The following is a 12,030-nucleotide window of genomic DNA, read 5'->3' on the forward strand; positions in this document are numbered from 1 at the left end:
TTAAAGCGTTTTTGTAACGTCGCCATTTATGGCGACCGGCAACAACCGCGCACCGTAGGGTCGCCATTAATGGCGACCTCGTTCACATACACTGGAGAATCATGGCTAAGCCCTCGATATTCTTAGATTTCAGTTTGCTCAAAAACAACGCATCGTTCCGCGCGATATTCTGCGCGCGCATGCTCTCGGTATTCGCCCTTGGCATGCTGGCGGTTGGCGTGCCGGTACAAATCCAGGCAATGACCGGATCCACGCTACAGGTCGGCGTGGCGGTAATGCTTGACGGCATCGGCATGTTCATCGGCCTGCTGCTCGGCGGCGTGCTGGCCGATCGCTACGATCGCCGCAAGCTAATCCTGTTCGCACGCGGCACCTGCGGCATCGGCTTTGTGCTGCTCAGCCTCAACGCCTTCAGCCCAGCGCCGTCGTTGCTGGCGCTCTACTTCCTCGCCTTCTGGGATGGCTTCTTTGGCGCGCTCGGCATGACCGCGCTAATGGCGGTGATCCCGCTGATCGTCGGACGTGAACATCTGGCAGAAGCCGGTGCGCTCAGCATGCTAACGGTGCGCCTCGGCGCGATTCTGTCGCCCGCGCTCGGCGGCATGATCATCGTCGCGGCAGGCGTCGGTTGGGCTTTCGCGGTTGCCGCGATCGGTACGCTGGCAACGCTGATTCCGCTGGTGCGTTTACCGTCGATGAAACCCGAACAGCAGGAACCGGAGCATCCGCTGCGTGCGCTGGCAAGCGGCATGCAGTTTGTCTGCCAGCATAAAGTGGTCGGCGCGGTGGTGCTGGTTGGCTTGCTGCTCAGCATGGTCGGCGCGGTACGCATCCTGTTCCCGGCGCTGGCGCTGACCTATCACGCCGATGCGTCCGCATTAGGATTGATGTACTCGGCGGTGCCGTTGGGCGCGATGATCGGTGCCTTTACCAGCGGCTGGGTGCGGCAGCTAGCGCGTCCCGGATTAGTGCTGATTGTATGTGCGCTGCTGGCATTTGCCTGTATCGCCTCGCTTGGCCTTTACAGCCATCTGCTGCCCGCGCTGCTGGCGCTGGTGTGTTACGGCTACAGCAATGCCATCGCCTCGCTGTTGCAGTTTATGCTGACGCAGCATCACACACCGGATGCGCTGCTGGGACGCGTCAACAGCCTCGGCACCGCGCAGGATGTGACCGGCGATTCTGTTGGGGCATTGGGTTTAGGTGCGCTGGCTCGCGCGCTGGCACCGCTGAGCAGCGTGCTGTGGTTTGGCGGGCTGGCGGCGGGATTGCTGGTGCTGTTGTCGCTGGCGGCGCGCGGTCTGCGTACGGCGCGCCTCGGTGAACAACCGGACGCGCCGCAACCCGCCACCGCCGAAGCTTAACGGGTAAACTGCCGCTCGATGCTGCTGAGCATATTGCTGGCGCTGTAGTAATCGAGGCGGAAAGTGTCGTTACCCACGGCAAAGATGTCGTGCTGCTGCACCGCAGGAAGATGGGCGAGGAACGGATTCTTCGCCACCTGCGGCACGGTTTTCTCATCAGCGGCAAAGAGCAACAGCGTGTTGCCGGTGATACCATCGGCCATGTTTTCGCCGTTCAGCTGAATAATGTCATTGCGCTTGCCCATGCTGGTGCTGCCCTGAAAACTGGCGGGCGGCGCGGCCAGCGTAAAGCCCAAATCCTGCAACAGCGCGCCCTGCGCCGATGCTGGCGTCCACAAGTTCATTCCGCGTCCATCTTCGTAGTAGACCAGCGCAGAGGTCGGCTGTGGCGGCAGCGTAATCTTGTGACGCACCGCGTTTACTCGTTGGTCGAACGTTGCAATCACCTTTTTAGCATCGGCTTCATGGCCGGTAATCTCGCCCAGCTGCAAGGTCAATGCCTGCCAGCTCTTATCGCCATAATCGATCACTAACACCGGTGCGATGGTTTGCAGTTGATCGTACAAACGCAGCGCCGAATCGCCGCCGGTGGCGGCAATCACGATCAAATCTGGCGCTTCGGCGGCAATCGCTTCAGCGTTCGGCTGCGAGATGTAAAGCGGCTTAACCTGACGCGCTTTGGCCACCGCGCCCCATTGGGTGAAAAAGCCCTGCGCATCCGACACGCTGCTGCTGCGGCTGGTGGCTCCGGATCCCACCAGCGGCGCGTTAATCGCCAGCAAGGTGCCACTCAGCGTCACGCTGGTAGAGACAATGCGCTGCGGCGGCTGTTGCAGCGTGAACGGGCCTTTCGGTGTGGCGAGAGTGCGCGGCCAATCGGCGCTGGCTTGTGTCGTGGGGCAGATGAAAAACAGGCTAAGCAGCAGAGAAAGAGCGGGGAAACGCATCAGGTTGTCCATCACTTGATTGTTGAGAATAAATATCATTATCAAAAATCAATGTTGGTGCAAGGGAAATTCTTTATGTGAGAGCGGTCGCCATGAATGGCGACCCTACAAATTCATGCGCACCTGGTTGAGATTACTGCAGTGAATATCGCCCCATCGGCGCAACAGCCTTAATCACGCCATTGGCTTTCATATATTCACCAAACGCTTGATACCGCGCCTGATCAAACTCCGCGCTATGCTGCGCGAAATACGGTAACGTCGCTTGCCACGCCTCGTGATTGAGCGGGGTATTCAGCTCGGGATATTGTTTAATAAACGCCTGCCACGCTTGCTGCGGATGCGCGCGCAGCCACGCCACACCTGCATCCAGACCACGTAAAAACGCTGGAATGCGTTTGTCCTGCGCGGCAGTTTTCTGGTTTGCCACAATGATCAGCTCATCATAAGCAGGCACGCCATAATCTTCCGGTTTGAACACCGTTGGCTTGGCACCTTTGTCTTTCAGGTCCAGCAGCTCATAGTTGCGGAAGATGGTCATCGCGCCATCAATCTTGTGCGTCAGCAGCGCGGAGGTGCCATCCATATTCAGGTTGATAAGCTTCACCGAGTCAGCATCAACGCCCTGTGATTTCAGCATATTACGGATCGCCACATCTTCGGTGCCCGGCACCGCGTAGCCGATGGTTTTGCCTGCGAAATCTTTAAGCGAGTGGATATCACTCGACACTGTGGTCAGCGTATTCAGCGGCTGATTAATCAACGTGCCGACGCGGATCACCGGCACCTCTTTATCCACCAGCGTGTAGAGCTGCGGCTGGTAGCTGATGGCGAGATCGACTTTACCCGCCGCCAGCAGCAATGGCACCGACGCGGAATCGGCCGGCGCGATCATCTCCACATCCAGCCCCTCTTTCTTAAACGCGCCGCTGTGCTGAGCAGCAAAAATCGCCGCGTGATTTGGGTTGATAAACCAGTCGAGCAGCAGGCGAACTTTCTGCGCCGCCTGCACGTTAGCGGTCGCCAGCAGCAGCAACGCGGTCAATGCGATTCGTAGGGTATTCACGGTACTTCCTTATGTAGATTGCCAGAGGATTTTCTTACGCATCAGCGCCACGCTGCCCGAAAGCAGCAGCGCCAGAATCAGTAACAGCAGCAGTGCTGCGAAGCTGGTGGCGGTTTCCAGTCGCGCGTTGGATTGCATCATCAGATAGCCGAGCCCTTCGCTGGCGCCGACCCATTCACCAATCACCACGCCAATCGGTGCCAAAACCACCGCCATCTGCAGGCCGGAGAAAAATTGCGGTAACGCGGCGGGCCAGCGCACGCGCCAGAAGATGCGGAAGCGCGATGATGTGCAGGTTTGCGCCAGTTCCAGCCAGCCGCCCGGCGTGCGGCACAATCCATCGAACAGTGATAAGCACAGCGGGAAGAACAGAATCAAAGCTGCCACCACCACTTTCGAGGCGATACCAAAGCCGAGCCACAGCACCAGCAGCGGCGCAAGGGCAAACACCGGAATTGCCTGGCTGGCGGTGACCAGCGGAAACAGCACGCGACGCAGCAGCGGACTAGCCGCCATCAGCACTGCCAACGTCACGCCCGCGCCGACGCCCAGCAGCAGCGCCAGCACAATTTCCGCCAGCGTATAGAGCGTGTGATGCCACAACAGTTGACGATGCAGCCACAATGCTTCGAGCACCGCCTGCGGCGCGGGCAGCAGGAAGGTTGGCACGCCGCTGTGACGCGCCAGCAGCCAGCCACACAGCAGCACCACGATCAGGTAGATCGCGCTAAACAATGTTTTCATGGGTATTCAGTCGAGAGAAGAGTTGAGCCTGCGCCTGCAAAACGTCGGGATGATCAAACGCACGCGGCGCGTCACCGCCGGGAACCGGCCAGCTTTCGATGACTAGCGGCTGGCCTTGCAGCAGCAGAATGTCGTCGGCCATGCGGCACGCTTCCAGCGGATCGTGCGTCACCAGCAGCACGGTTTTGCCCTGCAGTAATTCGGCGGTCAGCGTTTGCAGGCTGAGTTTGGTCATCACATCCAGCGTGGCGAAAGGTTCATCCATCAGCACCACGTCGCGCTGCGCATAGAGCGTGCGTGCCAGCGCCACGCGTTGCCGCATGCCGCCCGAAAGTTGCTGAGGCGGTGCATGCGACACGTCGCTGAGTTTCACCTGCTCCAGCAGCGCCAACGCGCGGGGACGATCCGGCTTTTCGCCACTGAGCCGCGCCGACAGCATCACGTTGTCCAGCACCGTCAACCACGGATAGAGCAGATCCTGCTGGCCCATCCACGCCACATTGCCGCTTAAGCCCTGCACCGCGCCCTGCTGCGGCTTGAGTAATCCGGCCACCAGCCGCAGTAGCGTACTTTTGCCGATGCCGCTACGTCCCAGCAGTACCGTGGTTTTGCCGCCGCGCAGTTGCAGATTCAGCTGCTGACACAGCGGTTTATCGCCCCAGCTAAAACTCACATCGTTGAAGAGAATGTCCTGATTCATGGGCGATTGGCCGCCAGAATCGCCAGCTGAAGAAATCCGCGCTGCGCCAGCGCGCTAGCAGCCTGCGCGGCACGGATGCCGCTGGCGCATACCAGCACGATGCGCTGCTGGGCGGGCGGCTGCCACGCCGCAATCTCCTGCGGCAAGATGCGTTCAACGCGATGCGCCACGCTGACCGGCGCTTCTTCACAGCTGCGCAGTTCAACAATGCAGTCATCAGCGGCGAGCTGTTGCGGGTCGATAAACGGCACCGCATGTTCCGGCTCTTCCGCATCATCAAAGCGGAACTGGCGGAAATGCCAGTTCACGAAGTCGCAATTCACCAGACAACCAAGCGGTGAAGGCTGTAACTCCAGCAGCACGCTGAGCGCCATCTGCGCCTGCATCGCGCCGAGCGTTGCCACCGCCGGGCCCATCACGCCGGCGGTGTTGCAGTTCGCCGCCGATGACGGCAAGCGCGGGAACACTGCGCGATAACTCGGCGATCCGCCACAGAATCCGCCAACGTAACCTTGCCTGCCCAACACCGAGGCGCTGATCAGCGGAATGTCCGCCTTCATGCAGGCATCCGAAAGTTGGTAGGTGACGGCAAAGTTATCGGCGGCATCGATCACCAGATCGCATCCCGCCAGCGCCTGCTGCACATTGCTGGCGCTCAGCGACTGCTGCAGCGCCTCGATCTGCACTTGCGGATTGCGCTGCTGTAACGCCTGCTGCGCGCGCAGCACTTTGGGCTGGTCGATATCCTGCTCAGTAAACAGCGTTTGCCGATGCAGGTTATATAGCGCCACCACATCGTCGTCATACAGCCGAATATGGCCGACGCCCGCGCCCACCAGCTGCGGCAGAAGCGTGGCACCTAATCCACCCGCGCCCGCCACCAGCACACGCGCGTCGAGCAGTTTCTGCTGCCCTGCTTCGCCGATTTCCGGCAGCATCATCTGGCGTTGATAACGTTGCATATTTGCCTGCCTCAACTCAGATTTGCCAGGCCAAAAATCGGCGTTGAAGCACTCGCCATGTCGCGCTTCTCCATCAGTCCGGCAGCGCGCGCGGCTTGTCCGGCTTCAATCGCCAGCCGGAAAGCGTTGGCCATGCCGATCGGATCGCCGGCTTTGGCGACGGCGGTGTTGAGCAGGATGCCATCGAAGCCCATCTCCATCGCCTGCGCCGCCTGCGATGGCGCGCCAATGCCGGCATCAATGATCAGCGGAATGTCACTGAACCACGCACGCATGGCGCGCAGGCCGTCGATGTTACGCAAGCCCTGACCGGAACCAATCGGCGCGCCCCACGGCATCAACAGTTCGCAGCCCGCCGCCAGCAGTTTTTCGCCGACGATCAGATCTTCAGTGGTGTAAGGAAACACCTGAAAACCCTCTTCGCTGAGGATGCGCGCGGCTTCCACCAGCGCGAAAGGATCGGGCTGCAGCGTGTCGGCATGACCAATCACTTCCAGCTTGATCCACGCGGTGTTGAACAGTTCGCGCGCCATGTGCGCGGTGGTGACGGCTTCTTTCACCGTGTGACAACCGGCGGTATTCGGTAACACGCGGATATTGAGGCCGGTCAGCAATTCACGGAAAGCTGCGCCCGCCGCACCTTCGCGCCGCAAACTAACGGTGATGATGTCGGTGCCGGAGGCGGCAATCGCCTGCTGCAAAATGGCGGGCGAAGGATAACCGGCAGTGCCGAGCAGGAAGCGTGATTGCGGCTCAAAATCGTAAAACATCGCTTAACCTCCCTGCATCGGTGACAGCACTTCAAGCTGGCAACCTTCATCCAGCAACTGCGTGTGGTACTGGCTTTTTGGCACAAACGCTCCGTTGTAGGCGGTGGCGACGCAGGCCGCGTCAATTTGCTGCTCGATCAGCAATTCGCTCAGGCTGTTTGCCTGGGTGCTGATGGTGCGGCCGTTAAGCTGAATGTTCATTTTTAAATTCCCCAGAAAGACGCTGCATCAGCTGCTCTGCCAGCATCGGTGCCAGCAGAAAACCGTGGCGATACATGCCGTTGAGATAAAAGATGTGATTGTGATAGTGGATTTCCGGCAGATTCGCTGGATAAGCCGGACGCAGCCCGCTGCCACTCTCAATGACGCGCGCTTCGGCTAAAGCCGGATGGATGGCGTAGGCGGCGCTGAGCAACTCCATCATGGCTCGCGCGCTGATGGCGCTGGCGTCTTCGCTCTCGATCATGGTGGCGCCGAGCATAAATTGGCCGCCGCGACGCGGCACCAGATAGCAGGGAAAACGCGGATGCAGCAGACGAATTGGGCGGGAAAACTGCACTTCATCGCTGTGCAGAATCAGCATTTCACCGCGCATCGCACGCAGGCGGGGCAGTTCCGGCGCGGCGTGGATGCCGCGACAATCGATAATCTGGCCGCCTGGTGCATGATTGTTGAATGGCACGCCGCGCGCGATCAACTTGTCTCGCATCTCCTGCAGTGCCAGACGCGGATCGAGATGCGCCTCTCCGGCGAAAAACAGACCGCGCGCAAAGCGCCCTTCCAGCGCCGGTTCAATGTTGGCGGGATCGACCCATTGATGCTGCTCGGTCATACGGGCGAAACGGTTGAGTTCCTGGCTATCGCGCGGCGGCGCAACCACCAACGTGCCCTGATGCTCGACGCTGCTAACGCGCTGCTGCCACCATGCGGCGGCGTGTTGTCCGAGGGTGATGACGTCGCGCGGCGCGCTTTCGGCTTCACACCAGGGCGCCAGCATGCCGCCAGCAAACCACGATGCCGGACGGCGCGCGTCATCGCCAATCACCTCGACGTCTTCGCCGCGTTCCGCCAGCAAAGTGGCCACGCACAAGCCCGCCACGCCGCAGCCGAGCACGCTCCAGCGGCTCACAGCGCCGGTTCCGGGATATTCAAAAAGGGGGAATTCACATCGGCCTCTCAGTGTTAGCTGAGACCCGCAGATACAGGAGAAGGGAAATGGCGCAACCATCAAGCTAGCCTGAGCGCCAGACAGCCCAAAGAACAAGACTGTCAGTCTTCCTACGCCAGTATCAACTGGGTCAGGTTCAAAGGGTCGCTAAGCCGCGCAGTGCGCTATTAGCCTCTCAGTCTCTTTGGCGAGACTCCCCCGACGCGTCTATTTGTATTGCAGGCGATGGTCGCCGTCAAGCGCGGAATAACCAGATCGTTTACATGGAAATAAGCAGCAAGGCATTTATCGCTACGCCCTGTTTGTAGATCAGGAGTGCAACATATGGTATACAAACACATTATTTTATGCGCAAGAACCAATTACAGGTGATGTCGGAATATCCATGAAGAATATTAAAATTGCATTTATTAAAGCCGGCTGGCACAAAGAAATTGTCCATAATGCCCTGGTGGGTTTTGAAAAAGAATTAGCCGATCAATCCGTAGAAGCAGAATTAAAAGTGCTTGAAGTACCTGGCGCATTTGAAATGCCGCTGCTGGCTAAGCGTTTGGCCGAAACCGGCAAATACGATGCGATTGTCTGCGCTGCGCTGGTGGTTGACGGTGGTATCTATCGCCATGATTTCGTTGCCGCTGCAGTAGTTGATGGTCTGATGAATGTGCAGTTGACCACCAACGTGCCGGTGTTCTCCGTGTCATTAACACCGCATAATTTCCAGCCGGTTGATGTTATCGAAAACTTCTATACCGAGCACTTCATTAAGAAAGGCAAAGAAGCGGCGCGCGCTGCGCTGGCTATTCACAATCTGTCGATTGATTGATGCATTAAAAAGGGAGCACCTCATCAGGCGCTCCCTTTTTATTTATTATAACTTTCTACGGTTAATATTCAGAATAGTGCCAGCCTCGCTTCACTCAATGTTTCACACTCATCAAATGATTTTCTTTCATATCTTGGCGCGTTTCAGACGGATTGATATCGCACTCTTTCGGCAGTAACAGCGTAAAGATTCCCGCGATCACCAGCGAACCCGCCAGCCAGCAGATCGCCACATTTTGGCTATACAGCAGCGTCATGATCCCGACTAAGTACGGTCCGCAGAATCCGCCCAGATTACCCAAACCATTGATTACGCCACGCGCGCTGCCCGCCACTTCTGGCGCAGCGATACGTCCGGGAATCGACCAGAACGGGCTGGTTGCCGCTTTGAGGAAGAAGCCACACACCACCAGCGCGATATAGGCGGCGACAATGTTGTCATGCAGCACCACCGACGCCAGCAACGCAGCGGCAAAGCAGAACAGCGACACCATCACCCACAAACGGCGCTTGCCGGTGCGATCGCTTAACCATGAAATGGCGTAGATACCGAGCACCGTTGCCACAAAAGGAATCGCCGCCAGCAGGCCGACGCCCGCCATATTGGTGCCGGTGAGATTTTTCAGGATACTCGGCAGCCACAGCGTGTAACCGTAATCGCCGGTTTGATAGAAGAAGTTGAGCGCCACCAATTTCATCAGGCCCGAGTTGCGAAACACCGCTTTCAACGGCGCTTTGCTGACCGGTTCCTTTTTCAAATGCTGTGCCTTTTCGCGCGCCAGTTCGCGCAGCAAATACTCCTTTTCACGTGCCGGTAACCAGCGCGCCTCTTCGGGACGATCGGCAATCACCAGCCACCACACCAGCAGCACCACGGCAGAAAGCAGGCCTTCGATAATGAACAGCCAGCGCCAGTCCAGCACATTAATGATGTAACCCGATATCGGCGCGGTGAACATGCCGCCTAACGGCGCGAACATCATGACAAAGGCGTTGGCGCGTCCCAGCTCTTTTTCCGGGAACCAGTTGCTTACCATGGTTAACACCACCGGCAGCATGCCGCCTTCGGAAATCCCCAGCACAAAACGCAGCGCCAGCAATTGATATTGGTTGGTGACAAAACCGGTGGCGATCGAGACCACCATCCACGCGGTCAGCGACCAGGCAATAAAGCGTTTGCCGCTGCCATTCACCGCGATACGTCCGCCCGGCACCTGTAAAAACAGATAACCGATAAAGAAGATGCCGCTCACTACGCCAGCCATTTGGCTGGTGATCGCCAAATCCTGATCCATGCCGCCAGGCAGCGCAAAGCTGATATTGACGCGATCCATGAATGAGACAATGCAGGTAATGAGAATTGGGGCGATGACGCGATACCAGCGCGTTCCGGGGATTTTTTCTTGCATGCTGCCCTCTCCATGTTAAGCCGTGATGCTTAGGTTCATTGGCTAACTATTAAAGAGAGTATGGAAATAATTATTGCGATCTTAATCACTGCAATTAATGTTAAGAAAAAGTGTTACAACCGCTGTGATCGCGCATAAAAAAAAGCAGCGCGATGGCTCGCACTGCTCTTTGTTCTCTTTTTAAACATTAACGCTGCGGATGATTCACTTCCAGCGGACGTAGATCAAACACCAGCACTTCCGCATCATCACCATTAGCAAACTGCAGCGCACTTTCGTTGCGAACGCGTGCGCCGTCGCCTTCTTTGAACTTCACGCCGTTTACTTCGATGCTGCCGCGTGCTACGTGAATGTAGGCGTAACGATCGGCATCCAGCGCGAGGGTTTGCTGCTCGACACCGTCAAAAAGTCCTGCATAAATGCGGATATCCTGACGCACGCTGAGCGAACCGTTTTCCCCTTCCGGCGAAATAATCAGGCGCAGCTGACCGCGTTTGTCACTTTCCGCCACTGAAATCTGCTGATAACCCGGAGGCGAGTTACGTTCGCCAGGCACGATCCAGATCTGCAGGAAGTGCACATTGTCGGTTTTCGAGTGGTTGAACTCGCTGTGCGTGACGCCGCTACCGGCGCTCATCAGCTGCACATCACCCGGCACAATCACCGAACCGGTGCCCATGGAGTCTTTATGCTCCAGCGCGCCTTCCAGCACGTAGGAGATGATCTCCATGTTGTTGTGCGGATGTGCACCAAAGCCGCGACCCGGTGCAACGCGGTCATCATTGATCACCAGCAAGTCTGAGAAGCCGGTTTGTTTTGGATCCCAGTAACTGGCGAAAGAGAACGTATGATGCGAATTCAACCAACCGTGGTCACCCACTCCGCGTTGTTCTGACAGGCGTTGTTCAATCATGGTCTGCTCCTCAAATTTGCTGTTGGGGGGCGATTGCCCTTCCCGTTGCAAACAAGTATACGTAAACTGATTTGCCTAACAATGCGTCATAATGACAATGACTGTCACCGATAAGTGGACAATATGCAGATTGAAGATCTCCGTATTTATGTAGCCGTGATCAAAGCCGGTAACTTCACCGCCGCCGCTGAACAGCTGATGCTGTCGAAGCAGTATGTCAGTCGCCGCATTGCCGCGCTGGAGGAGTCACTCGGCGCGCGGCTGCTGAATCGCAACACGCGTAAGCTGTCGGTGACCGATAACGGCCAGCTGTTTGCCCAGCACGCGCAGCGCATTCTGGATGATGTGCAGGAAGCCGAGCTGGCCGTATCGGGCCGTCGTCAGGTACTACAAGGCAGCTTTCGCCTGAGCGTGCCGATGTCGTTTGGTATCAGCCATCTGTCGCCGTTTATTGCCGAGTTTCTTAGCCTGCATCCAGGCTTGCAGTTTCAGGTTGAGTTGGCGGATCGTCATGTCGATATGGTCGGCGAAGGATTTGATATGGCGATTCGCATCGGTACGCTGCCAGATTCGAGCCTGATCGCTAAGCGGCTGGGCGAGTTTCGCCGCGTGATCTGTGGCAGCCCATCATACCTGCAAGGCGCAGGCGCGCCGCGTACGCCGGAGGAGCTGAGCGAGCATTTGTGTTTACGCTACGGACGCGAAAGCCAAACCGGCTGGGAACTGTTTAACGGCGACCAGCGCAAAGTGATCAGCGTGCATGGGCCGATGGTGAGTAACAACGGGGAAATGCTGCGTGACGCGGCGGTGGCGGGATTGGGGCTGATTCTGCTGCCGGAGTTTATTGTGGCACCGGCACTGGCAAGCGGTGAGCTGGTGACGGTGTTAGAAGAGTGGCAACCGACCTCGCTGCATCTCAATGCGCTTTATCCGCAGCATCGCCAACGCAGTGAGATCAATCGGGTGTTTATGGCATTTTTGCAGCAGAAGTTGGCGTGATTTGTTGGGTCGCCATCCATGGCGACCTCCCTCAAGCATGCTATCTACCCGTGTTTTATCCTGCCAACTTGCGAGATGTTAAAATCTTTACTAGGGTTTGCGCTTCTTCTGCCTCTTATAGCTTTCTTTTCCATTTATGAAATTACGGCTGCGAAAGCTATAAGAT

The 12,030-nt window shown here is 57.6% G+C and carries 13 protein-coding genes and 1 riboswitch; of the genes, 3 read left to right on the forward strand and 10 right to left on the reverse strand.

Annotated features, from left to right (window positions below; all coding sequences use genetic code 11):
* The first annotated feature begins 101 nt into the window (after window positions 1-101).
* A complete protein-coding gene (gene entS / locus RTY00_RS05950; protein ID WP_312663791.1) occupies window positions 102-1,364 on the forward strand; it encodes an enterobactin transporter EntS in 1,263 nt (420 codons plus the stop codon).
* On the opposite strand, the gene fepB is transcribed toward entS, so the two are convergent.
* The 8 genes from fepB to RTY00_RS05990 all read right to left on the reverse strand — a co-directional run bounded on the left by fepB (window position 1,361) and on the right by RTY00_RS05990 (window position 7,682).
* Complete coding sequence (gene fepB / locus RTY00_RS05955) at window positions 1,361-2,311, reverse strand: Fe2+-enterobactin ABC transporter substrate-binding protein (RefSeq protein WP_312663811.1); 951 nt, start codon at window positions 2,309-2,311, stop codon at window positions 1,361-1,363. The two genes, entS and fepB, sit on opposite strands and share 4 nt — an antisense overlap.
* Before the next feature lie 133 nt (window positions 2,312-2,444).
* Window positions 2,445-3,377, reverse strand: coding sequence for an ABC transporter substrate-binding protein (locus RTY00_RS05960; protein WP_312663793.1), 933 nt, complete (start codon window positions 3,375-3,377; stop codon window positions 2,445-2,447).
* A gap of 9 nt (window positions 3,378-3,386) precedes the next feature.
* On the reverse strand, window positions 3,387-4,121 hold the full coding sequence (locus RTY00_RS05965; RefSeq protein ID WP_312663794.1) for an ABC transporter permease: 735 nt from the start codon (window positions 4,119-4,121) through the stop codon (window positions 3,387-3,389).
* Complete coding sequence (locus tag RTY00_RS05970; protein ID WP_312663795.1) at window positions 4,105-4,821, reverse strand: ABC transporter ATP-binding protein; 717 nt, start codon at window positions 4,819-4,821, stop codon at window positions 4,105-4,107. The genes RTY00_RS05965 and RTY00_RS05970 overlap by 17 nt, the downstream gene beginning before the upstream one ends.
* The gene (locus RTY00_RS05975) at window positions 4,818-5,783 is read right to left on the reverse strand and encodes a HesA/MoeB/ThiF family protein (RefSeq protein ID WP_312663796.1); all 966 of its coding nucleotides are present in this window, start codon (window positions 5,781-5,783) and stop codon (window positions 4,818-4,820) included. The genes RTY00_RS05970 and RTY00_RS05975 overlap by 4 nt, the downstream gene beginning before the upstream one ends.
* A gap of 11 nt (window positions 5,784-5,794) precedes the next feature.
* Window positions 5,795-6,553 (reverse strand): thiazole synthase, encoded by a 759-nt coding sequence (locus tag RTY00_RS05980; protein WP_312663797.1) that lies wholly within the window; start codon window positions 6,551-6,553, stop codon window positions 5,795-5,797.
* A gap of 3 nt (window positions 6,554-6,556) precedes the next feature.
* Complete coding sequence (thiS, locus tag RTY00_RS05985) at window positions 6,557-6,754, reverse strand: sulfur carrier protein ThiS (protein ID WP_061719089.1); 198 nt, start codon at window positions 6,752-6,754, stop codon at window positions 6,557-6,559.
* Window positions 6,738-7,682, reverse strand: coding sequence for an FAD-dependent oxidoreductase (locus RTY00_RS05990; RefSeq protein WP_312663801.1), 945 nt, complete (start codon window positions 7,680-7,682; stop codon window positions 6,738-6,740). Before RTY00_RS05990 ends, thiS begins: the two co-directional genes overlap by 17 nt.
* A 129-nt stretch (window positions 7,683-7,811) precedes the next feature.
* Window positions 7,812-7,931, reverse strand: a riboswitch (TPP riboswitch).
* Between the two features lie 175 nt (window positions 7,932-8,106).
* On the opposite strand from RTY00_RS05990, the gene RTY00_RS05995 reads away from it, so the two are divergent.
* Entirely contained in the window at window positions 8,107-8,544 is a 438-nt protein-coding gene (locus RTY00_RS05995) for a 6,7-dimethyl-8-ribityllumazine synthase (protein ID WP_061719087.1), read from the forward strand.
* 94 nt (window positions 8,545-8,638) lie between these two features.
* Here RTY00_RS05995 and RTY00_RS06000 read toward each other — a convergent pair whose 3' ends face one another.
* Window positions 8,639-9,952, reverse strand: a complete 1,314-nt coding sequence (locus tag RTY00_RS06000) for an MFS transporter (protein WP_312663802.1) — start codon at window positions 9,950-9,952, stop codon at window positions 8,639-8,641.
* Window positions 9,953-10,139: 187 nt separating this feature from the next.
* Window positions 10,140-10,865, reverse strand: a complete 726-nt coding sequence (locus RTY00_RS06005; protein ID WP_179452385.1) for a pirin family protein — start codon at window positions 10,863-10,865, stop codon at window positions 10,140-10,142.
* 123 nt (window positions 10,866-10,988) lie between these two features.
* On the opposite strand from RTY00_RS06005, the gene RTY00_RS06010 reads away from it, so the two are divergent.
* Window positions 10,989-11,864: a LysR family transcriptional regulator gene (locus RTY00_RS06010; RefSeq protein WP_061719084.1), complete on the forward strand. Its 876-nt coding sequence runs from the start codon at window positions 10,989-10,991 to the stop codon at window positions 11,862-11,864.
* The last annotated feature ends 166 nt before the right edge of the window (window positions 11,865-12,030 follow it).

Origin of the sequence: Pantoea sp. CTOTU49201, assembly GCF_032054795.1 — a bacterium.
Classification (GTDB): Bacteria; Pseudomonadota; Gammaproteobacteria; order Enterobacterales; family Enterobacteriaceae; genus Pantoea; species Pantoea symbiotica.